Below are 22,658 nucleotides of genomic sequence, written 5' to 3' on the forward strand. Positions count from 1 at the left end.
ATTCTCGATTCCCGATTCCCCACCGCCGACAGGTCGATGACAGCTACGCCCGACTAGGCTGCGTCCATGCCGGTCCGCGGCATGCGCAGGCGGACCGATCCAATCGCTGCGACACGCACCTGGGAGGGGACGTGGAACTGAAGACTCTGACATGGGGCAGCGCCTGCGCGCTGCTGTGCCTGGCCGGCTCGGCGCGCGCCGCCACCGACGACGACAGCCCGGTGACCGCCGAACTCGGTGGCCGCCTGCACTGGGATTTCGCCCATTTCGACAACGACCATCGCGGCACGCCCAATCCCGACGACACCGAGATCCGCCGCCTGTGGCTGGACGTGTCCGGCAAGGCGTTCGGGTTCGGCTACAAGGTCGAAGGCGATTTCGCCGGGCTGCAGGACGATTTCAACGGCAAGGGCATCGAGGCCAAGGACGTCTACATCACCCGCAAATTCGGCGCCGGCACGCTGACCGTGGGCCAGTTCAAGCAGTACTTCACCCTCGACGACCGCACCGGCTCCAACTTCGGCCAGTTCCTGGAGCGCAGCGGCGCGGCCAGTACGCTGGCGCCGCTGTACCGCAAGGCGGTGTCGTGGCAGGCCGCAGGCACCGACTACACCTGGGCCGCCAGCGTCTACAGCCTGCAGAGCATCGACGTCTCCAACGTCCGCGGCCATGCGTTCGGCGGCCGCGGCACCTGGGCGCCGGGCGCGCGCGACGGCGACGTGCTGCACCTCGGCCTGTCGCTGGCGCACGAGCACTACGATCATCCCGGCGCCGGCGGCGCGCCGGCGCTGAGCATCCGCCCGCGCCCGGCCGGGCATCTGTCCGACGACAGCCGCATCACCCTGGCGCGCTTCGCCGACGGCCGCGACACCGACGTGGACAAGTGGTCGCTGGAATACGCGCAGGTGCGCGGCCCGCTGTCGTGGCAGGGCGAGTTCAGTGGCGGCGTGTTCGACGATGGTGCGCAGCGTGCCGACGTGATGGCGGCCTACGGCTTCGTCAGCTGGTTCGCCACCGGCGAATCGCGCCGCTACGACGGCAAGACCGGACGTTTCACCCGCATCAAGCAGGTCAACCACAAGTACGGCGCCTTCGAATTGGCGCTGCGCTACGACCGTATGTGGGGCGAGCAGCACCGCGACGGCCAGCCGGATCTGCTCGACGCCTCCACCGCCTCGTGGACGCTGGCCGGCAACTGGTACATCAAGCCGAACCTGCGGCTGATGCTCAACCTGATCGACAGCCGCAACCGCGATCACCTGGCCGGCGTGACGCTGGACCATACGCGGGCGATTACCGGGCGCTTTCAGTATGACTTCTGAGTGCCGGGATTCGGGAGTGGGGATTTGGGATTCGCAACGGCGGCATTTCGCGATGTGACATCTGGTCGGCTTTCGATTTTCGGATCTCCGCTGCGGGATCCGCCTTCTTTCATGCACCACCTTGAGGAACTTCCATGCTGACCGCGCTCGGTTTCGGAATGGTCATTACCTTCATGTACCTGATCATGAGCAAGCGGCTGTCGCCGCTGGTCGCGTTGATCATCGTCCCGATCGTGTTCGCGCTGGCCGGCGGCTTCGGCACCGGCATCAACGAGATGATGCTGGAAGGGATCAAGAAGATCGCACCCACCGGCGTCATGCTGATGTTCGCGATCCTGTACTTCGGCGTGATGATCGACGCCGGCCTGTTCGACCCGCTGGTGCGGCGCATCCTGCGCCTGGTCAAGGGCGACCCGATGAAGATCGTGGTCGGCACCGCGGTGCTGGCGCTGCTGATCTCGCTCGACGGCGACGGGTCCACCACCTACATGATCACGGTTTCGGCGATGTTGCCGCTGTACCGGCGGCTGGGCATGAACGCGCTGAACATGACCTGCGTGACCATCCTGGCCGGTGGCGTGATGAACCTGACGCCGTGGGGCGGCCCCACCGCGCGCGCGGCCACCGCGCTGCACGTGGACCCGGCCGACGTGTTCGTGCCGCTGGTGCCGGCGATGGCGCTGGCGATCGCCGGCATCCTGGCGCTGGCCTGGTACCTGGGCATGAAGGAGCGGCGCCGCCTCGGCGTGGTGACGCTGCCCGGCGATGCATGGATGGACAGCAGCGTGGCCGACGACGGCGAGGCGCTGCCCACGGTGGAGGACGCCGAGGACATCAAGCGGCCGCGGCTGCTGTGGGTGAACCTGCTGCTGACCCTGGCGTTGATGGCCGCGCTGGTGATCGGCGTGCTGCCGATGCCGGTGCTGTTCATGATCGGCTTCGCGCTGGCGCTGCTGATCAACTACCCGAACCTGGCCGAACAGCGCCGGCGCCTGGTCAACCATGCCGGCAACGTGCTGTCGGTGGTGTCGCTGATCTTCGCCGCCGGCGTTTTCACCGGCATCCTCTCCAACACCGGCATGGTCGAGGCGATGTCGCGCAGCTTCCTGGCGGTGATCCCCGACGCCTGGGGGCCTTACCTGGCGGTGATCACCGCGCTGGCCAGCATGCCCTTCACCTTCTTCATGTCCAACGACGCCTTCTACTTCGGCGTGCTGCCGATCCTGTCCGACGCCGCCAGCCACTACGGCATCACCCCGGTGGAAATGGCCCGCGCCTCGCTGGCCGGGCAACCGGTGCACCTGCTCAGCCCGCTGGTGCCGTCCACCTACCTGCTGGTCGGCCTGGCCAAGGTCGACTTCGCCGACCACCAGCGCTTCACTCTGAAATGGGCGGTGCTGATCTCGCTGGTGTTGATGGGTGGCAGCTTGTTATTCGCACTGTATCCGTTGGCCGCTTGAGCGCTGCCGGGAATGGGGAATCGAGAATCGGGAATCGCAAGAGCGGCCCCGCTTCCCACCATTCCCGATTCCCCACTCCCCATTCCCAACTCCGAAGGAGTTAAGCCATGACCCTCCGCATCGCCTACGTCACCAGCGGCATGGGCAGCATCGGTACCGCGATCTGCCAGAAGCTGGCGCGCAACGGCCACACCGTGGTCGCCGGCTGCGGCCCGGACTCGCCGCGCAAGTCGGCGTGGCTGCGCGAGCAGCGCGAGCTCGGTTTCGACTTCATCGCCTCCGAAGGCAACGCCACCGACTGGGATTCCACGGTGGCCGCGTTCGCCAAGGTCAAGGCCGAGGTCGGCGAGATCGACGTGCTGGTCAACAACGCCGGCGGCAGCCGCGACATGCTGTTCCGGCAGATGGGCCGCGAGGACTGGCAGGCGGTGATCGCCAGCAATCTGCATGCGCTGTTCAACATCACCAAGCAGGTGGTGGACGGCATGACCGCGCGCGGCTGGGGCCGCATCGTCAACATCGGCGCAGTCAGCGCGCAGAAGGGCCAGATCGGCCAGATCAACTACGCCACCGCCAAGGCGGCGATGCAGGGCTTCAGCCGCGCGCTGGCGCAGGAAGTGGCCTCGCGTGGGGTCACCGTCAACACCGTCTCGCCCGGCTACATCGCCAGCGCGGCGATCAGCGGCTTCCCGCCGGACGTGCTCGATCGCCTGGCCAGTTCGGTGCCGCTGCGTCGGCTCGGCAAGCCCGAGGAAGTGGCCGCGCTGTGCGCCTGGCTGGCCTCGGACGAGGCCGCCTACGTCACCGGCGCCGACTACGCGGTCAACGGCGGCCTGCACATGGCCTGAGACATGCTTCGCCTCCCGCGCTGTGCGCGCCGCGGTTGTGCGTGCGCGTGGCAGGCAGGCGCCATGACGTGGCCGTGCGCCAGGCTCAGTGACACGGCAACGGGCCGCACAGACACGCCCCCTGCTTGAACCTGGCCGGCGCGGCGTGGCGCCGCCCACGGGCACGACGCGCCCACCACTGCGGCGGCGATGCGGCCGCGACGCGCAAAGCGGCGCGCCGCCTGCCTGGCATACACTGCAACTTCCGCTTCGTTCGTCGCGCCCCGCTCCGCATGTCCGACAAACCCGAACCCGGCGCGCCCGCCGCGCGCCTGCAGATGGCCGACATCGCGCGCATGGCCGGCGTGTCCGAATCCACGGTGTCGCGCGCGCTGGCCGACAATCCGGTGGTCGCCGAACGCACCCGCGCCTACATCAAGCAGCTCGCCCGCGACGCCGGCTACCGGGTCGACCCGGTGGCGCGCAGCCTGCGTTCGCGCCGCTCCAACATCGTCTGCGTCGCGGTGCCGTTGATGCACGCGCACGAGCAGCCGTTGTCGGACCCGTTCATGATGACCATGCTGGCGCTGCTCGCCGACGCACTGACCGCGCGCGGCTACAGCATGCTGCTGTCCAAGCTGGACCAGCACCAGGACCACTGGGTCGAGGACCTGGCGCGCAGCAGCCGGGCCGACGGCGTCATCATGCTGGGCCAGAGCCACGAGCACGCCTCGCTGGACGCGGCCGCGCGCGGCGGCCTGCCGATGCTGGTGTGGGGCAGCCGCATCGATGGCCAGGCCTATGCCAGCGTCGGCAGCGACAACCTGCGCGGCGGCGAACTGGCCACCGCGCACCTGATCGAGCACGGCCGCCAGCGCATCGCCTTCCTCGGCGACGAGCAACTACCGGAAGTGGCGCCGCGCTTCGCCGGCTACCGGCGCATGCTCGACGCGCACGGCCTGGTGTTCGACCCGCGGCTGCACGCGCGCAGCCATTTCCTCAGCGAGGACGCCTACCGCCTGACCCGCGCGATGCTGAAGAAGACCGATCCACCGGATGCGGTCTTTGCCGCCTCCGACGTGATCGCCCTGGGCGCGATCCGCGCCCTGATCGAAGCCGGCCATCGCGTGCCGCAGGACATCGCCCTGGTCGGCTTCGACGACATTCCGCTCGCCGCCTACAGCCAGCCGCCGCTGACCACCGTGCGCCAGGACCTGGCGCAGGCCGCCACCCTGCTGGTGGACGGCGTGCTGCACCTGATCGCCGGCACACCGGTCGACTCGGTGGAGCTGCCGGTGAGCCTGGTGGTGCGGGAGTCGGCTTGAAGGCTGGGAATGGGGAATCGGGAATGGGGAATCGGAAAAGCGCTGGTCGCGCGCTGACGCTGCATCAGCTGGCCTAGGGCTCTACATTCGAATTGCGCGCTTCCTGGCAATGGATTGCACGCAGATAGCGAAGTTGAAAATCGGTTACCACGCGGAGTTTCAGCGCACGATGCCGCGCTTTCCCGATTCCCCATTCCCGGTTCCCCATTCCCGACGCTTCACCAACAACATCGCCACCGCCGCCAACAGCATCAACACGCCGGCCAGGCGGATCACGTTGCGCGGGTCGCCCTGCAGCAGGCTGTCGTAGTACAGCGGCAGGGTCACGATCTGGATCAGCATCGGCAGCACGATGAACAGGTTGAACAGGCCCATGTACACGCCGGTGCGTTCGGGCGGGATGCTGTTGGCCAGCATCAGGTAGGGATTGCCCATCATGCTGGCCCAGGCCAGGCCGATGCCGATCATCGGCAGCAGCAACAGCCAGCGGTCGTGGATCGACGGCAGCAGGCACATGCCGAGGCCGGCGGCGACCAGGCAGGCGGCGTGGGTGGCCTTGGGACCGAACCGGCGCGCCACCGGCACCATCGCGAACGCGGCCAGGAACGCGACGAAGTTGTAGAAGCCGCCGATCTGCCCATTGACCAGGCCGGCCTCGCGGAAGCCGTGCGAATCGGCCGCGGTGGTGCCGAACAGGGTGGTGGACAGCGACAGCACGATGTACTGCCAGTAGCAGAACATCGCATACCACTGGAACAGCATCACCGGCGCCATCTGCCGCATCGTCGGCGGCATCTGCCGCACCGCGTCGACGATCTCGCGCAGCGTCGCCAGCGGCCCGACCGCGGCGCGGCGCAAGCGCTGCAGTTCCGCCGCCGTCAACACCGGCTCGCGCACGCTGCGCGCGGTGAGCAGGATCGACGCGGCGGAGAACCCCGCACCGATCGCGAACGCGGCGATGGTGACGTAGGGAATATGGTGGGCGTTGGCCGCGTCCTGGTTCATGCCCAGCCACACCAGCAACGGCGGAGTGACGTAGGCCAGGGTCTGGCCGAGGCCGGTGAACGCGCTCTGGGTCAGGTAACCGAGCGGCCGCTGCGGCGGCGCCAGCACGTCGCTCACCAGCGCACGGTACGGCTCCATCGCCACGTTGTTGGCCGCATCCAGCATCCACAGCAGCGCCACCGCCATCCACAGCGCCACGCTGAAGGGCATGGTCAGCAGGCACAGGCTGCAGACCAGCGCGCCCACCACCATGTACGGCATGCGCCGGCCCCAGCGGGTCACGGTACGGTCGCTGAGCACGCCGACCACCGGTTGCAGCACCAGCCCGGTGATCGGGCCGGCCAGCCACAGATACGGCAGATTGGCGTGGTCGGCGCCCAGGTAGTTGTAGATCGGGCTCATGTTGCTCTGCTGCAGCCCGAAGCTGTACTGCACGCCGAAGAAACCGGCGTTGAGCGCCAGCACGCGCGAGAGCGGAAGCAGGGGACGATCGGTACGCATCAGCATCGGCATCGGCCTGGGGCGGGTCGGGCACGCGGGAGGCGTACCGCAGCGGCGGAGCGGAGTGTCGCCGCGCCTGCAATCGTTTGTAACGCTGCGCTGCACCATGCAAGATATGCCCTGTCTCTTCCTGATCGGGATCCATCGACACCGCTGCCGGCTTTGCTGCACTGCAAATTGCAAACGATTGCAAGCAGCCGTATCTGTAGCCCGCCGCACCCACCGTCCGTGCCGCGCCCTGCCCGTTTCCGGCGGTGGCGCGCCGCCACCTACTGCACCACTTCGCTTCGGGAGAGACAGCGATGCACCACCCTTCGATCCGCCTGCAGACCCTGGCCCTGGCCGTCGCCGCGGCGCTGTCCGCGCCGGCTGCGCTCGCGCAACAGGCCACGCCCGCCGCTGCCGACGCCCCGGCGGCGCAGGGCGACGTGGTCAGCCTGGACTCGGTGTTCGTTACCGGCACTGCCACACCCAAGAGCAAGCTCAAGTCCAGCGTCTCGGTCAGCACCGTCGGCGCCGAGGCGATCGAACAGTCGGCACCGCGCAGCACCGCCGAGATCTTCCGCAATATCCCCGGCATCCGTTCCGAATCCAGCGGCGGCGAAGGCAACGCCAACATCGCCGTACGTGGCCTGCCGGTCGCCTCCGGCGGCGCCAAGTTCCTGCAGTTGCAGGAAGACGGGCTGCCGGTGCTGGAGTTCGGCGACATCGCCTTCGGCAACGCCGACATCTTCCTGCGCGCCGACTACAGCCTGGAGCGCATCGAGGCCATCCGCGGCGGCTCGGCTTCCACCTTCGCCAGCAACTCGCCCGGCGGCATCATCAACTTCATCAGCAAGACCGGCGACACCGCCGGCGGCAGCGTCGGCCTCACCCGCGGGCTGGGCGGCTACGACAACACCCGCCTGGACTTCGACTACGGCGCGCCGTTCGCCGAACACTGGCAGTTCAACGTCGGCGGCTTCTACCGGCGTGGCGACGGCGTGCGCGACGCCGGCTACACCACCGACAAGGGCGGCCAGCTCAAGGCCAACCTGACCCGGCTGTTCGACAACGGCTACGTACGCGTCTACGCCAAGTACCTCAACGACCGCGCCGCCGGTTACCTGCCGGTACCCACGCGGGTCAGCGGCCGCGACGGGTCGCCGCACTTCGGCAGCATCGACGGTTTCGACCCCGGCACCGACACGCTGTACAGCCCGTACTTCCGCAGCAGCGCCACCCTCGACGGCGGCAACAAACCCTCGCGCGTTGAACTGGGCGATGGCATGCATCCGCTGTCGCGCGCGTTCGGCGCCGAGGCGCAGTTCGATGTCGGCGGCGGCTGGACCCTGACCGACAAGTTCCGCATCGCCGACACCTCCGGGCGCTTCGTCTCGCCGTTCCCGGCGCAGGTCGCCGATGCAAGCGCGCTGGCCGCCAGCATCGGCGGCGCCGGCGCCGGCCTGCGCTACGTCGACGGCCCGAACGCCGGCCAGGCCTACACCGGGCTGGCGCTGCGCACGCACCTGTTCAACGTGCATCTCAACGACCTGGGCAACGCGGTCAACGACCTCAGCCTGGCGCGCGACTTCGGCAGCGGCGACGGCGGCAACCTCAACCTCAAGGCCGGCTGGTATACCTCGCGGCAGACCATCGACGTGGACTGGACCTGGAATTCCTACGTGCAGTCGCTGGCGCACCGGCCGCGGCTGCTGGACGTGGTCGCCGCCGACGGCAGCCTGCGCTCGCAGGACGGCCTGTACGCCTACGGTGTGCCGTACTGGGGCCTGGACGTCACCCGTCACTACGACGTGCGCTACGACATCAACGCACCGTACCTGGCGCTGAGCTGGGACCAGGGTCCGCTGAGCCTGGACGGCAGCCTGCGCTACGACATGGGCCGCGCGCGCGGCAACACCGCCGGCGGCCTGCTGGCCAGCAACGTCGACGTGAACGGCGACGGCGTGATCGAGGCGCCGGAGCAACGCGTGGCGACCATCGACTACGGCAACCGCAAGCCGGTGCGCTACGACTGGAACTACCTGTCGTACTCGTTCGGCGGCAATTACATGCTCAACGACGACCTGGCCGCGTTCGCGCGCTACAGCCGCGGTGCGCGCGCCAATGCCGACCGCCTGCTGTTCGGCGTGGTCCGCGACGACGGCTCGGTGTCCTCCAACGAGGCGGTCAACGTGGTCAAGCAGCTTGAGGGCGGGCTGAAGTGGCGCAGCGGCGGGCTGAGCCTGTTCGCCACCGCCTTCGCCGCGCGCACCCAGGAGCAGAACTACGAAGCGACCACCCAGCGCTTCTTCGACCGCACCTACAAGGCGCATGGCCTGGAACTGGAAGCGGCGTACCGCGCCGGTGGCTTCAACCTCAACGGCGGCCTGACCTGGACCGACGCCACCATCGACAAGGACCAGATCACGCCGGCCAACGCCGGCAACACGCCGCGTCGGCAGGCGCGCTTCGTCTGGCAGCTGACGCCGAGCTACCGCGGCGAGCGCTACCAGGTCGGCATCAACGCGATCGGCACCAGTTCGGCCTACACCCAGGACAGCAACCAGCTGAAGATGCCCGGCTACACCCAGGTCAACCTGTTCGGCGACTACCGCATCACCGATGCGCTGACCGTCTCGCTCAACGTCAACAACCTGTTCAACACCTTCGGCCTGACCGAAGCGGAGGAAGCGTCGATCGCCGATGCGTCTTCCGGCGTGATCCGCGCGCGCTCGATCCCGGGCCGCACCTCCAGCATCAGCCTGCGCTACGACTTCTGACGAGGACCGCACATCCGCGCCCCGCCCGGGGCGCGGCCAAGCCCCCCATGACCGCACCCGCTCCTTCCGCATTGTCCGCACTCGCCCACACCCTGTGGCAGGCGCATCTGCCTCCGGATGCCGCCGCCGCGCTGTTACCGCGCCTGCAGCGCCACGGCGAACGTTTGCTCGCCCCATTGCACGCGCTGTACGGCGCGCATCCGGCCTTCGCGCAGTGGCTGCCGCAGTGGCTGACGCAACTGGCGGCCGCCGCCACTGCGCGGCCTCCGGCGCTGCGCCAGCTGGACGCCGAACGCGCGCCCGACTGGTTCGCCACCCCGACGATGCTTGGCTACAGCGCCTATGTGGACCGTTTCGCTGGCACCTTGAACGGCGTTGACGAACGCGTGCCCTACCTGCAGGAACTGGGTGTGCGCTATCTGCACCTGCTGCCGTTCCTGCGCGCGCGCGACGGCGACAACGACGGCGGCTTTGCGGTCAGCGACTACGGCCAGGTCGAGCCGCGGCTCGGCGACACCGACGACCTCGCGGCGCTGACCGCGCGCCTGCGCGCTGCGGGCATCAGCCTGTGCGCCGATTTCGTGCTCAACCACACCGCCGACGACCACCCCTGGGCGCTGGCGGCCAAGCGTGGCGATGCGCGGCATCTGGACTACTACCACCACTTCCCCGACCGCAGCGTGCCAGACGCCTACGAGCGCACCCTGGGCCAGGTGTTCCCGCACACCGCGCCGGGCAACTTCACCTGGGTGGAGGGCGCCGACGCCTGGGTGTGGACCACGTTCTATCCCTACCAGTGGGATCTGGACTGGAGCAATCCGGCGGTGTTCGGCGAGATGGCGCTGGCGCTGCTGCACCTGGCCAACTTGGGCGTGGAGGTGTTCCGCCTGGATTCCACCGCCTATCTGTGGAAGCGCCTGAGCACCGACTGCATGAACCAGCCGGAGGCGCATACCATCCTGCAGGCGCTGCGCGCGCTCACCGACATCCTGGCGCCGGCGGTGCTGCTGAAGGCCGAGGCGATCGTGCCGATGGCGCAGTTGCCGCCCTACTTCGGCACCGGCGCCGCGCGCGGCCACGAATGCCACCTGGCCTACCACAGCACGCTGATGGCGGCCGGCTGGGTGGCGCTGGCCGAGCAGCGCGGCGACATCGTGCAGGCGGCGATCGCGCACACGCCCGCGCTGCCGCCGGCCTGCGGCTGGCTCAGCTACGTGCGCTGCCACGACGACATCGGCTGGAACGTGTTGCAGCGCGAAGCCGCCGGTGGCGAAGGCGTGGCCCCGTTCGCGCTGGCGCGCATCGCCCAGTTCTACGCCGGCCGCACCGCCGACAGCTACGCGCGCGGCGAAGCGTTCCAGAGCAGCGGCGACGGTGTGCACGGCAGCAACGGCATGAGCGCTGCGCTGGTTGGCATCGCCGCGGCGCTGGCCGCCGGCGACAGCGACGCGCTGGAACTGGGTGTGCGCCGCCTGCTGCTGCTGTACGCGGTGGCGCTGGCGATGCCGGGCATCCCGCTGCTGTACATGGGCGACGAACTGGCCCTGGGCAACGACGAGACCTACCGCGACGACCCGCTGCGCCGCCACGAAGGTCGCTGGCTACATCGGCCAGCGATGGACTGGACGCGCGCGGCGCAACGCCACGACACCGCCAGCCTGCCCGGGCAGGTTTACACCCGCCTGCGCGGGTTGATCGCCGCGCGTACCGAAACCGTTGCACTGGCCGCCGACCAGCCACTGCGCGCAGTGCCACTGGGCAATCCCGCGCTGCTTGGCCTGGCCCGCGGCGAGGCGTTCGTGGCGGTCTACAACTTCAGCGCACAACCGATCGCAGTGGATGTCGCCACCACGCTGGGCGAAGGCGACTGGCAGGCCATCGCCGATGGCGGCAGCGATCCCTCGGCACTGTCGAACTGGGACGGCGTCCTGCCCGCCTACGGCCTGCGTTGGTGGCGGCGCGGCTGAGCCGAAAACAGCAGCGGCGCCTGTACGCGCCGCTGCTGTACATCTGCGCGTGCGGGTGCGTGCAGTCGGGACTGACGTCCCTCCCACAGGCGTGCACCCTGCCTGGTACGCGGTGGCACATGTGCGTCGTAGGAGCGGCTTCAGCCGCGACCGGCTTTAATGGGAACGCCTGTCGCGGCTGAAGCCGCTCCTACGGAAGGCAGCGCGTAGGTGGATCCAGCGAGGCGCTGCAACCGCGGCGGCCAGAGGTGCGCTTCAACCGCTGCGCCGGCACCCCGCCAGGAAGCGATGTCCTCTCACACCGAGATGGCGGTCGCCTTGCCAACCTCGCGATCGATAGCGCTCACTTCCCGCGCAGCAGTCCCAGTAACGCCTCGGCCGCCGCCTCGGACGAGGCCGGGTTCTGCCCGGTGACCAGGCGGCCGTCCTCGACCACGTGCACGCCCCAGTCGGCGCCCTTGCTGTAGTCGCCACCCAGGCGCCGCAGTTCGTCCTCGACCAGGAACGGCACCACGTCGGTCAGGCCCACCGCGGCTTCCTCGCCGTTGGTGAAGCCGGTGACGCGGCGTCCCTTCACCAAGGGCGTGCCGTCGGCCGCGGCGACCCGGCGCAGCACGCCCGGCGCATGGCAGACGAAGCCGATCGGCTTGCCGGCGCGCGCGAACGCCTCGATCAGGGCGATGGAGTCGCGGTCTTCGGCCAGATCCCACAGCGGGCCGTGGCCGCCCGGGTAGAACAGCGCGTCGTAGTCGTCCATGCGCACCGACGCCAGCGTTTGCGTGCTCGCCAGTTGCTGCTGCGCGGCCGGGTCGTCCTTGAAGCGCCGCGTGGCCTCGGTCTGCGCGTCCGGCGCATCGCTCTTCGGGTCCAGCGGCGGCTGCCCGCCCTTGGGCGAGGCCAGGGCCAGTTCGGCACCGGCGTCCTTGAACGTGTAGTACGGCGCGGCGAATTCTTCCAGCCAGAAGCCGGTCTTGTGGCCGGTGTCGCCGAGACGGTCGTGCGACGTCAGCACCATCAGGATCTTCATGCGGTTCTCCTCGTGAGGGGACGCGGCCATGCGGGGGCAGGCCGGGCGCCGCAGTATCGGCAGCCGCACATTCGCGGCGGGTGAGCGCCACACGCTTGCGCTGTGTGCCGACGCCCGGCGTCCCCCAACCGCCGGGACAACTCAGGCGCTTGCCGCTACAGTCGCTGGCGCTGGCGACGACCACAGGGCTCCATTGACGAGTTTCACTACACGACCCGCACTCGCGATGGTCTCTGGGCGATGTGCAATGATGATCCTGGTCAACTCCAGGTGTTTTATCGCGTCATTGACAGCGGATTCATTGACAATATCCAGGTGGCTCGTAGCCTCGTCGAGTACCAAGATAGATGGCCTCCCATAAAGCGCCCTAGCCAAAAGAATCCTCTGGATTTGCCCACCGGAAAGACCTGCACCGATATCCCCCACGACAGTGTGGTACTGCATGGGCATTTCTTCAATCTCCTTGCTGATGGAAGCAAGTCGCGCGCACTCGTACACGCGCTCCATATCTGGCTCAGGATGGAAGAACGCGATATTGTCCGCCAGGGAGCCGGCGAACAGCGTGTCGTTCTGCATCACCGTCCCCAAGAGTTTACGGTACCGCAACAGACCAAAGCGATTTATTGGGATGCCATTTATTATTATCTCACCACTGGTCGGCTCTAACAGTCCGAGCAATAGTTTGACCAGAGTGGTCTTGCCCGAGCCAGACGGGCCCGTAATGGCGACAGATTCCCCGTAAGTTACCTTTAGATTCAAATCGCGCAATACGTCCCTCTCGCCCTGCGAGTAGCGAAAGCTGACGTTGCGCAGCTCAAGTTCGACATTGCCCAAGGCCGCGGACCGGTCAAGCTGGCTTCTCGATTCCTCGGCTGGCGTCATCACGATGTCCGCTACCCGGGAGCCGTGCAATGAAAGCATCCTGGCCTCAAAAAGCTTGTCGACAAGACTCGCCATCCGCTGACTGAACTGATCCTTATAACTGATGTACGCAAACAACATTCCGACAGAGAAATTCTTTTCAATAACAGCCAACGCACCCAACCAAATAACGACAATCCTTTCCACATTGAAAACCAGACTATTAGCCGACTGATGCAGGATCGAGATGCGCGATATATTGAGATCCGCATTGAATTGATCAGCTAGCGCATTCGCCCAGATGTTGCGCCTCACTTCACCGCGACCGAAGATCCGAATACTCTGAATACCCCGGACTGACTCCATGAAATTCTGCTCCTGACGGGCAGCATGAATGATCTGCTCCGACGTGGCGTTTCGCAGACGCCCGAAGAACACCAGGCGGAGTAACAGGTACAGCGTCACCGCACCCAGCGTCACCAGTGCAAGGCGTCCGCTGTAGATGAACATCATCACCAAAGTGCCAATGGCCATCAATCCATCAAGTACCACCTCAACGAACTGCGTCGTCACGATTCGCTGCATCGCCAGAATCGAATTGAATCTGGATACGATATCGGCCGTACTTCTCTTCTCAAAGTAAGGTAGCGGCAACTTCATCAGGTGCGAGAAAGCATTTCCCAGCCACTGAAAATTGAAGCTGGTGGACAGTGCCGTTGTCGCCCAGGTCCGCGCCATGGTGAAGACCGCCTGCATCATCACCAAAAGAATGAATCCGATGCCTAAAACCGATATAAGGCCAAGGTCGCCATTGACCAGCGCCTCATCGACGGTCCATTGCAGGTAGAACGGCAAGACGAGCATGCATGCCTGGATCGCCAAGCCAAGGCACACCACTTTCGCCAAACCCCGCCGGAGCCCGATAACTCGCCCCATCAGGTCGCGAATGCGATAGGTCCGCACCTCCTTGACCGGCACAAAATCGCTACTGGGAGTCAGCTCAAGCGCAACGCCGGTAAACGCCTTGCTCACCTCGCGCATCGGCACATGGCGGCGCCCAGTGGAGGGATCGTGGATGACGATTCCATCGCGCAGCACGCGCTTCAATACGACAAAGTGGTTGAAGTTCCAGTGCAATATGCAAGGCGTTTCCAGATCCGAAAGATCGTCCAAATCCAGACTTAACGCGCGCGCTCTCAACGAGCAAGATTCGGCCATATCGACGAGACCGAGCATGGTGACCCCTCGGATGGACGTAGGGAACCTCTTGCGCAGGCTATGCAGGTCCAACTGATGTCCCCAGTAGCACGCGATCATCGCCATGCAGGCGATCCCGCACTCGCTGGCCTCCGCTTGCAGGGTCACCGGCAGCACCCGGCCCTTCCAAAGACCAACCCTCAGGCGATCCATCATCTCGATTCCAGCCTCTTCAGAGTCGTCCAGTCACGGTAAACAGCGGATCGAGAATCCACTCATATAACTTTCGCTGCTCCAGGTTGACGCTTCCTTCGACAAGCATTCCCGGCCTCAAAGGCACCTCTCTGCCATACACCCTGACGGTGGGAGACCCGATATCGATGCGAACCCGATAGAGGGGCTCCGCACCCGACTTCATTAGGCTTGCCGGAAGCCTGACCTCCTCGACTCGCATCGTGGATCGCGAAATCGCCTTGACCCGACCTGTCTGCTGGCCGAACTTTTGGTATGGGAACGCAGAATACCGCAGCGACACATCCATCCCCTCGCGCATCAGCCCCACCGCCTGCGACGGTGCATACATCTCGACCTCAAGCGGGCGGTCTTCGGGTATCAGCACAGCCAATGGCAGTAGCGCACCCACCCCCTGGCCCGCAGCAACATTGACCGTTCCGACAACCCCATTCCCCAGCGCGCGAACCACGACAGTGCGCGTGCCTGTGCTTTCGGTCAGTTGCTGATCCAGTTCAAACGTCTTTCGCTGCAGATCGAGCGCGTCGAGCTTGAACTGTGCCGTTTGGTTTTGCATGTCGGACGCCAGGGAACTGCGCTCCCTGCGCAATCGCTGGATTTGCCGACGGATGTCCACCAACTGTTGTTTTTTGCTCAGAAGATCCAGGCGCTTCTCGCGAACGGCAATGCCTGACACATACCTGGAACTTTCCAGGTCCGAATAGGTCCTCGAAGTCTGCTCCGCCAGCGCGATAACCTGCACCTGCAACTGCTCCTGCTGGGAAGCCGCGCGAATCTCTTCGTCGTAATCGCCAAGCCGCTCCAACATCGAGGTCTTCAGCAGCTCAGCTTTTCGTTGGCGCTCTGCTGTCTCTCTTTTCAGACTCTGACGGCGCTCATCGAGGAGTTCGGGAATCGCACCATCGCCACCTGCCAGGCGCGCATTGCCTAGCGACTCCGACAACACGAACATGGCTTGCCCGGCGTGCACTTGCTCGCCTTCCCTCACCAAGACCCTGGACACGCTCCCTGCGGAAGGTGCTATGACCGACACGGTTCCGCCTGCGGGGATCACCACGCCCTGCCACTGCACCTTCCGTGACGTGCTGAACGTGGCAAGAAACAGCAAGATCAGCGCGACGATCAGCACGCCTGCCAGCGCCATCCCTCCAACGAGCCGATCTCCAAGCAGAAGCACCGTGCCGTAGGACTTTGGCTCAGCCGATGCGGCGAGCGCTTGATGGCGAAACATCCCGCGGGAACTCTTATCCGCTCCACCAGGCGCATCTTGATCCATGATCTGTCTCTTCCCTAACGACTATCTACTCGCTGCAGAGTTCCCCGGGAAACTCTGGATGACATCGCCCTTGTCATCGATGAAGTCCAACGACGCCTTGCCGCCAGGCGCGACGGACATGATGATCCTGGGCCGTCCCGCGTCGTCCGCGAGGATGACGGCAGACGACTTTCCGCGCGTACGCCCAACAAAGAGCCTCTGGGTCTGCTGACCGCCCGCCTCCTTCCATTGCTTCAACAGCGCATCCTTCTCCACCCCTTTCGGGGCAGCCAAGTATTTCTCATACAACCCCTTGTATTGCCCGTAGAGACCGCGATCGAATACGGAAAGACCCGTCTCCATGAACCCACCCTGCTCGTAATGATGCAGGGCCATTTGCTGATCTCCGCCATACCGATCCATGGAGAGGTGCACGCCGCCATTTGGCTTGCCATCCTTATCGATATAACCGTCATAGATCAGCCCGCCGACCTCGTCGCCTACGCCATTGTAGAACAACATCCCGGGCATCTTGCCGCGATCGCTTTTCCCGACCTCTCCGTCCGTCACGGGGTCAGGCAGAAAGCCGCGCGCCGCCAAGACCATGGATTTCGACCCATCGTCGTTGACGATATTGATACGATTGACGTCGATTTCGGAGAAGACCTCCCTGCGAACCGGACTACGCGCGCCCATCATCATCAACATGAAGGGCAGCGCCAGCGCCACAGCCAAGAACGCCTTCAGAATCCGATTCTGCGTGCGTAGCTGGGCAACGACATCCGCCGCATCGCCACCAGCACGCTTCATATCTACCATCGGCATACCAATCCCCTAGTTTGCTGCCAGCAGCTCGTCCAGCATGATCACTTCATTCCGCTTATCGCCGGCCAGCCGATCCAGATAAGAAATAATGCCCGCGCCTCCACCCGCCAGTGAGCAACTTATCTTCGGCGAGTTTCCGCCCGGGAAGCATACCCCAGATTCCTTATCTATCCTGAAAAGGTCCAGACCGCATGCGACCCGCCATGCCAAAGCACGATAGCTGTCGTCCTCCAGGAACTGCGCAGCGTCTAGCAGATAATGCCCGATCCCGGAAAGTCCAAGGAACAGATCGCCGCTCACCGTGTACTTCTGAGAAACCGACGCCTTGACCTGATCGACAAACACCTTGTACTTTTCCGACCGGGTAATCGCATACATGCGCACCGCCACGGACGCCACGCCTGCAGTGCCAGCTCCCAGATAAGGATAGAGGATTCGATTCTCCTGCACGGTGTCACTGGGAAATCCCACGGCGCCGTTGACGGTGCGCCCATGGGAGATATCGTGGTCCAGCCCTTGCATGGCGAGTTCGATATAAACGTCTTCACCGGTTGCTACGCCTAGGTACAGCAGAAACAACGCGATACCGGAGCCTCCAGAGTGAAGACCAAGTCCGGTGTAGCCGTTGGCGTCAAGACTCCAGGCGATCCCCGTGTCCTGAGCAACGCCTGTCGCCCGCAGCGCCTTGCCGACTTTTACCGCCGCGTCCAGGTGTCTAGCGTCATTGCTGGCGAGCCAAACTTTGAGGCAGGCCATGCCATAGCCGGCATAGCCATAACCCAACGACATGCTTTCATGGAGCAATTGGTGCTCGGCCGCTCGCGTCAACGTGCGCTCCGATTCCGAGATCAAACCGATCGCGGACTGAACCCACGCCAGGCCGCACAATCCATTGAGCAGCCCAGGCAGGTGATTGCCCTTGCCCCCCGAGCGCGCCATCCACCCCTTTAAATCCGCAGGAACGCTTTTATCAACCTGTTGCCAGACAAGCGCGACACCGGCCACGCCATGATCGATTGCAATGAGGTCTGCACTCTGCGGGCCCAGCGGGAACGGACGCCATGGATGATCAACCCGCATCACGCTTCGCATGTAGTCCATGGCTTTCACGACCACCTGTGCGACATCGGGACGGCGCATGTCCGCTGATTCGGCCGAGAACGCCGTCACGCGATCCAGATCGATCAGCTCAAGCAGTCGCCGACACTGCTGCAGGTCAGGATCGGAGTCTCGCAGCAGCGACTTGATGCAGGCATTGAATTCACGCGGCAGGCCGACGTCAACCATCAGTTCTGCGAGTATCCGCTCGGGATACTCTTCAATGATGTCCAGCGATACGGAGCTCGGCGCCAGCAGCGCGAGCAACACGCAACCTAGCGCATAGCAATCATCAGACATCTGAGCGACGTCTCGACCCCGGCGATCGGGAGCGCAGAATCCAGGAGTGTAGATATTGATGTTCTCGTCAACCCCGACCTGCAGCGCTCCCTCGAAGTCAATGAAGCGGAGTTGCATCGACTCCGGATCGATCATGATGTTATTGGTGGAAATATCACCGAATACGATCCCGTTAGCGTGCAAGAGCCGCACCTTCTCTATCAGATCGGCGCCGATAGCTGCCGACTGCTCCAGCCACGTTCTGACCTCGGCCTGAGAAGAACCTGGGTATAACGACTTTGTTGCGTCCAGGCAGTACTCTCTGAGTGTTTTCCCCGCCACCCTCTCCTGGACGAGAAATGTATGCTCCCATTCGACAAACCAGCCCAATGGTCGCGGCGCGATTCCGCTACCTTCCAGGACATGCAGAATTCTCTGCTCTTTCTTGAGGCGACTCAACGGATCGAGTCCGTTCACCTCCGCATCGACATGCGGACGCGCCTCTTTTATTACTACCGGAAGATCATCGGTTACTCGCCGCGCCGCGTATACGCCACCGGCATTGGAAAACTTGAGCACGGACTCAATGGCATACTTCTCCCCAAATAGCTCGTCGGCGCCCGCGTCATCGGCAGGCGGCTCGCTTTGTCCCCAGCGCGCGTCGACTGCGAACTCGGGGACACGGAAGTGAGGAGTACGCAGGTCCTCCACCAAACGGAATCCACCATCGAGGATCATGCTCTTTTCTCGCCCGCGCAGATCGCGAACGGTGAAGGCGCGGAACCCGCCATATCGATAGAATACCGCACCAGAGTCCTTGTATTGCCTGTCGGACAGGATGTAAGGACCTTGAATATCCCGAAGCTCCTGGTACAGCAACTCGATCAGACTCTCGAACTTTTCGATACCGGCCGGATAGATCGTCATGAACTTCCCACCCGACTGCCTTGCCGCCGACTTGGAAAGCAGCTTTCGGTGTATGAACTCGTCGCTCGCGAACTTGAACTCCGTTCCGTCATTGGTACAGACGCGCGTCACCCGCTCAAGCACGACTCTGGCTTCTTTCAAAGTACAACTGATATGGATCTTCCAGCCCTGGGTGAGGTGCGGCGAAACCGGCGCCACAGCCTGGGTCCAGAAGTAGTCGCGCCTTAGTCGCCACAGCGCGGGCAAAAGAGGATCGACGAAATCACAGTACGTTGACTTCGGCTTGTATTTATTGAAAGGAACGAAGAACTCGGGATGCGCGTTAAGATCCCCAGCATTCTGATGATTCAAGTGAACCTCACAAAAATCAATCACGATGCCGCGCACGGATGTGTTCGCGCATCGCAGGAAAAAAATTTCGGCAGCCGCTTCTACAATCTAATGAGACGCAGTAGAACCGTGCGACCCAGCGGATCGCACGGCCTACTTTGCTACATCAATGCGAAACGCGGCACCTGATGATCAGGAGCCGATCTGTGCATCGACAGTTTCCTTCGGACAACCCCGACTCGCGGTGCTCCACTCGTCCTTGGTAACGCCGCCACAGTTGATGCTGTCGGTGCTCCACGCAGCCAAGCCTCCGCTAACACCCTCCAATTCCTGCAGTGCCAGCACCTTCATCTTCGCCGAGGACTTGTTGCGCAGTTTGGAATCACTATTCATCCTGACCATCCTTTAGCTGAGTTATCCATATGCGAATTATCCGCAGACACAGATAATCCGCGTCCTTGAGTTACAGAAAACCGGCTGCAACTCGACCTCAAGAATCCCGAGGCAGACATGCCGTGTCAAGGTGATGAAAAGGATAAATGACTGGATTCTCCTACTCACCAGAACTTGGCTACAGAATGCTCCACTCCCTACCCAGCCCCAGGTCTCAGCGGGCTACGGGACTCCCTTTCACCGACCATCTTCGTGTCAATGCGAGTCGGGCATTCCGGCCAGGATCGGTGACGCCTCCAAGGGTTCATGTTGCCGTGCACCGCAACGCGGCACTTCATACAGAACCGGCGTCCGACGGTTTCCGCACGCACGCAGCGTCGGTCAGCAGCACAGCACGACACCACCTGCGCCACGATCGAACTGCGCCTACTGACAGCCAGATGCGCTTTTATGCCTTTGAACGCATCTTCCCGGACTCACTCCACCTGGTCCATGCGGATGCGGTTGGCGAACAGCGAGAACGCCAGCATCCCGGCCAGGCCGCTGGCGCGCGCCACCCATGTCGGCAACCAGCGCGGCGGCGCCAGCACGCCGGACTCGAACAGCGGCGCGAACGCGGCCACGTCCTCCAGCGCCATCTTGCCGGCGAACAACCAGCGGCACAGCGGCAGCCGGTCGCGCTGCAGCGCCTGGCGGAAGAAGGTGTGCACCGACACCAGGCCGCGCAGGTACACGGTGTCCTTGGTGAACGCGGCGCCGCCGGTGGTCGGCACGCCGCGGAACACGCGCTGCGCCGAGGAGAAACTCTCCGCCGGCGCCTGCCCGGCCGCGTCGAAGTAGCGGAACACCTCGATGAAGTCGGCGCCGTCGCGGGCCAGCGCGATCGCCTCGATGCGCAGGCTGATCCGCTTCATCCGCGCGATGTCGATGCTGCCGGTGATCTGCTCGGCGAAGGTCGCCAGGCCTTCCTGGGTGGCGGTGGTGCGCGGCGAGGACAGCGCCAGGCTCGGCAACTGCGCCTGTTGCCGGCCATTGAGCGCGGTCAGCGAATGCACCAGCGCCTCGTGGTGGAACAGTTGCGCGCGGTCGTAGTCGCTGAAGTGCGCGCCGGAGCGCAGGCGGATGCGCTGCGCGCCGGCGGCGGCCTTGGCCAGCAGGTCCGGATCCAGTTCCACCGTGATCACCCGCGTGCCGAAGAATTCGTCCAGGTCGCGCTGCAGCAGCAGGCGCAAGGCGGTGGCCGACACCGGCACCTGTTCTTCGGCCGAGAACAGTTCGCGGTCCAGTTCCTGGGCGATGCGGATGAAATGGCCGGCCGCCTCGCGGGTCGTCGGGCCGTGGCCGGGCATCGGGTCGTCCGGCACCCCGAACAACTGCGCCGAATAGCGAGCCACCGCCGGCGTGCCCAGCGCTTCCAGCAGGGCCGCGGCCAGATCCCAACTATTCACCGAGGCCTGCAGGTAGGCGCCGAGCGGGTGCGCCGGATCGGCGGCCTGGGCGATCGCGGCCAGCTCGCGGCGGGTATCGGCAAAATCCAGCCTGGGATATTGCACCTGCGGCAGCTGCGGCTGCCCGCGCGCCACGCTCTCCAGGAACGGTGCCTGCAGCGCCACCGGCCAACTGGCCAGCGCCAGCAGGCGGATGCCGCGCACCGCCTTGACCAGCCGCGCATCGAGCGCGGCGTGGTGGCGGATCTCGACCGGCAGCGCGCGCTTGGCCACGGCCGGCGTCAGCGGCGCAGGTTGCGCGGCGGCGGGCGCTTGCCGCCCGACTTGCCGCCACTGGGCTTGCCGCTGCGGCCGGCGGCCGCGTTCTGCGCCTGGCGCTGCGCCAGCTTGCCGGCCGCGCCGGCCACTTCTTCGCGCAACTTCAGGTAGTTGGCCAGGCGCGCGGCATCGATCTCGCCGCGCTCGATCGCCGCCTGCACCGCACAGCCCGGCTCGGCCAGGTGCGCGCAGTCGTTGAAGCGGCACTGCGCGGCCAGCGCCTCGATGTCGGCGAAGGCGCCTTCGGCCAGGTCTTCCTCGCCGGTGGGCTTGAGTTCGCGCATGCCGGGGGTGTCGATCAGGCAGGCGCCGGACGGCAGCGGCAGCAGCGCGCGATGGGTGGTGGTGTGGCGGCCGCGCGAGTCGGTGGCGCGCACCGCCGCGGTGCGCATCTTCTGCACGCCCAGCAAGGTGTTGGTGAGGGTGGACTTGCCGGCACCGGACGAGCCGACCAGCACCGCGGTCTGCCCCGGCCCCAGCCACGGCTGCAGCGCGGCGACGCTGTCGGCTTCGCGCGCGTTGACCGTGAGCAGCGGGATGGCCTGCGCCGCCAGTTCCTCCAGCACCGCCAACGCATCGTCGGCGTACTCGGTGAGATCGGCCTTGGTCAGCACCACCACCGGCGCCGCACCGCCGCCGCCCACCAGCAGCAGATAGCGCTCGATCCGCCGCGGATTGAAGTCCGCATCGAGGCCGCAGACGATGAACACCGTGTCGATGTTGGCCGCGATCACCTGCTGGTGATAGTGCTCGCCGGCGGCGCCGCGCTTGATCGCGGTGCGCCGCGGCAGCAGCGCGACGATGCGCGTGTCCTCCAGCAGCACCCAGTCGCCGACCGCGGCGCGCTCGTGGCTGGGAAAGCGTGGCCGCTGCCAGTCCGGCAGCGATTCGACCTTGAACCCGGTGTCCACCGCATCGGCGACCACGTAGCCGGTGCGGTGCTGCTCCACCACCCGTGCCGGCCGTGCCTGCGGATGTGTGTCGAACAGCGCGCGCCAGGCCGGCTCCTCGGGCATTCCGGGCCAGGGCCAGCCGATGGGGCGCAACGCGTCGAAGTCGATCGGGGAGGTGGTCATGCGCGGATTCTAGAGGGTGTGCCACGCCGCGCGGTGAGCGCCAGGCCGCAGCCATGGCCACGCATGCGTCTGCGGCAGCCACGCGGGCCATCCCGGCGCCTCGCCCGATGCGGCGCCCGCGGCAGCGGCCGGCCGCCGTAGACGACCGGCTGCCGAGGCGCCCCTGCCCCGCCGTGGTGTCACATTTCCGCTACCATGCAGGT

15 protein-coding genes are annotated in these 22,658 nt (G+C 65.3%); 6 read left to right on the top strand and 9 right to left on the bottom strand.

The window, feature by feature from the left end; genetic code table 11:
- Positions 1-131 precede the first annotated feature (131 nt).
- The 4 genes from Q7W82_RS19085 to Q7W82_RS19100 all read left to right on the top strand — a co-directional run bounded on the left by Q7W82_RS19085 (position 132) and on the right by Q7W82_RS19100 (position 4,934).
- A complete protein-coding gene (locus tag Q7W82_RS19085; protein ID WP_242160959.1) occupies positions 132-1,322 on the top strand; it encodes a porin in 1,191 nt (396 codons plus the stop codon).
- Between the two features lie 134 nt (positions 1,323-1,456).
- On the top strand, positions 1,457-2,782 hold the full coding sequence (locus Q7W82_RS19090; protein WP_242160958.1) for a CitMHS family transporter: 1,326 nt from the start codon (positions 1,457-1,459) through the stop codon (positions 2,780-2,782).
- Between the two features lie 107 nt (positions 2,783-2,889).
- Complete coding sequence (gene phbB, locus Q7W82_RS19095) at positions 2,890-3,630, top strand: acetoacetyl-CoA reductase (RefSeq protein WP_010344527.1); 741 nt, start codon at positions 2,890-2,892, stop codon at positions 3,628-3,630.
- A 272-nt stretch (positions 3,631-3,902) separates the two neighbouring features.
- Positions 3,903-4,934 carry a LacI family DNA-binding transcriptional regulator gene (locus Q7W82_RS19100; RefSeq protein WP_242160957.1) on the top strand — a complete coding sequence of 344 codons (1,032 nt, stop codon included), beginning with the start codon at positions 3,903-3,905 and terminating at the stop codon, positions 4,932-4,934.
- A 159-nt stretch (positions 4,935-5,093) separates the two neighbouring features.
- On the opposite strand, the gene Q7W82_RS19105 is transcribed toward Q7W82_RS19100, so the two are convergent.
- Positions 5,094-6,440 (bottom strand): MFS transporter, encoded by a 1,347-nt coding sequence (locus Q7W82_RS19105; RefSeq protein WP_242160964.1) that lies wholly within the window; start codon positions 6,438-6,440, stop codon positions 5,094-5,096.
- A gap of 302 nt (positions 6,441-6,742) precedes the next feature.
- On the opposite strand from Q7W82_RS19105, the gene Q7W82_RS19110 reads away from it, so the two are divergent.
- Together Q7W82_RS19110 and Q7W82_RS19115 are read left to right on the top strand one after the other, a co-directional pair.
- Positions 6,743-9,202, top strand: coding sequence for a TonB-dependent receptor (locus tag Q7W82_RS19110; RefSeq protein WP_242160956.1), 2,460 nt, complete (start codon positions 6,743-6,745; stop codon positions 9,200-9,202).
- 47 nt (positions 9,203-9,249) lie between these two features.
- Positions 9,250-11,169 carry an alpha-amylase family glycosyl hydrolase gene (locus tag Q7W82_RS19115; protein WP_242160955.1) on the top strand — a complete coding sequence of 640 codons (1,920 nt, stop codon included), beginning with the start codon at positions 9,250-9,252 and terminating at the stop codon, positions 11,167-11,169.
- Between the two features lie 343 nt (positions 11,170-11,512).
- Here Q7W82_RS19115 and Q7W82_RS19120 read toward each other — a convergent pair whose 3' ends face one another.
- From Q7W82_RS19120 to rsgA, 8 genes are all read right to left on the bottom strand, one after another.
- Positions 11,513-12,196, bottom strand: a complete 684-nt coding sequence (locus Q7W82_RS19120; RefSeq protein WP_242160954.1) for a type 1 glutamine amidotransferase domain-containing protein — start codon at positions 12,194-12,196, stop codon at positions 11,513-11,515.
- Positions 12,197-12,337: 141 nt separating this feature from the next.
- On the bottom strand, positions 12,338-14,470 hold the full coding sequence (locus Q7W82_RS19125; protein ID WP_242160953.1) for a peptidase domain-containing ABC transporter: 2,133 nt from the start codon (positions 14,468-14,470) through the stop codon (positions 12,338-12,340).
- A 16-nt stretch (positions 14,471-14,486) separates the two neighbouring features.
- Positions 14,487-15,782 (bottom strand): HlyD family efflux transporter periplasmic adaptor subunit, encoded by a 1,296-nt coding sequence (locus tag Q7W82_RS19130; RefSeq protein WP_242160952.1) that lies wholly within the window; start codon positions 15,780-15,782, stop codon positions 14,487-14,489.
- A 21-nt stretch (positions 15,783-15,803) separates the two neighbouring features.
- Positions 15,804-16,586 carry a hypothetical protein gene (locus Q7W82_RS19135; protein WP_242160951.1) on the bottom strand — a complete coding sequence of 261 codons (783 nt, stop codon included), beginning with the start codon at positions 16,584-16,586 and terminating at the stop codon, positions 15,804-15,806.
- Between the two features lie 9 nt (positions 16,587-16,595).
- Entirely contained in the window at positions 16,596-19,277 is a 2,682-nt protein-coding gene (gene lanKC, locus Q7W82_RS19140) for a class III lanthionine synthetase LanKC (protein ID WP_242160950.1), read from the bottom strand.
- 135 nt (positions 19,278-19,412) lie between these two features.
- Positions 19,413-19,613, bottom strand: coding sequence for a hypothetical protein (locus tag Q7W82_RS19145; protein ID WP_242160949.1), 201 nt, complete (start codon positions 19,611-19,613; stop codon positions 19,413-19,415).
- Positions 19,614-20,089: 476 nt separating this feature from the next.
- On the bottom strand, positions 20,090-21,334 hold the full coding sequence (locus tag Q7W82_RS19150) for a flavohemoglobin expression-modulating QEGLA motif protein (RefSeq protein ID WP_242160948.1): 1,245 nt from the start codon (positions 21,332-21,334) through the stop codon (positions 20,090-20,092).
- Positions 21,335-21,342: 8 nt separating this feature from the next.
- Complete coding sequence (gene rsgA / locus Q7W82_RS19155) at positions 21,343-22,455, bottom strand: ribosome small subunit-dependent GTPase A (protein WP_242160947.1); 1,113 nt, start codon at positions 22,453-22,455, stop codon at positions 21,343-21,345.
- Between the last annotated feature and the right edge of the window lie 203 nt (positions 22,456-22,658).

The organism is Xanthomonas indica (assembly GCF_040529045.1).
GTDB lineage: Bacteria > Pseudomonadota > Gammaproteobacteria > Xanthomonadales > Xanthomonadaceae > Xanthomonas_A > Xanthomonas_A indica.

Bases quoted from the DNA above. Each gene is read 5' to 3' on its own strand.
- Q7W82_RS19120 (WP_242160954.1), bottom strand. From the start codon at position 12,196: ATGAAGATCCTGATGGTGCTGACGTCGCACGACCGTCTCGGCGACACC.
- Q7W82_RS19130 (WP_242160952.1), bottom strand. From the start codon at position 15,782: ATGGATCAAGATGCGCCTGGTGGAGCGGATAAGAGTTCCCGCGGGATG.
- rsgA (WP_242160947.1), bottom strand. From the start codon at position 22,455: ATGACCACCTCCCCGATCGACTTCGACGCGTTGCGCCCCATCGGCTGG.
- Q7W82_RS19110 (WP_242160956.1), top strand. From the start codon at position 6,743: ATGCACCACCCTTCGATCCGCCTGCAGACCCTGGCCCTGGCCGTCGCC.
- Q7W82_RS19115 (WP_242160955.1), top strand. From the start codon at position 9,250: ATGACCGCACCCGCTCCTTCCGCATTGTCCGCACTCGCCCACACCCTG.
- Q7W82_RS19105 (WP_242160964.1), bottom strand. From the start codon at position 6,440: ATGCGTACCGATCGTCCCCTGCTTCCGCTCTCGCGCGTGCTGGCGCTC.
- Q7W82_RS19145 (WP_242160949.1), bottom strand. From the start codon at position 19,613: ATGAATAGTGATTCCAAACTGCGCAACAAGTCCTCGGCGAAGATGAAG.
- Q7W82_RS19100 (WP_242160957.1), top strand. From the start codon at position 3,903: ATGTCCGACAAACCCGAACCCGGCGCGCCCGCCGCGCGCCTGCAGATG.
- Q7W82_RS19090 (WP_242160958.1), top strand. From the start codon at position 1,457: ATGCTGACCGCGCTCGGTTTCGGAATGGTCATTACCTTCATGTACCTG.
- Q7W82_RS19135 (WP_242160951.1), bottom strand. From the start codon at position 16,586: ATGCCGATGGTAGATATGAAGCGTGCTGGTGGCGATGCGGCGGATGTC.
- Q7W82_RS19125 (WP_242160953.1), bottom strand. From the start codon at position 14,470: ATGATGGATCGCCTGAGGGTTGGTCTTTGGAAGGGCCGGGTGCTGCCG.
- phbB (WP_010344527.1), top strand. From the start codon at position 2,890: ATGACCCTCCGCATCGCCTACGTCACCAGCGGCATGGGCAGCATCGGT.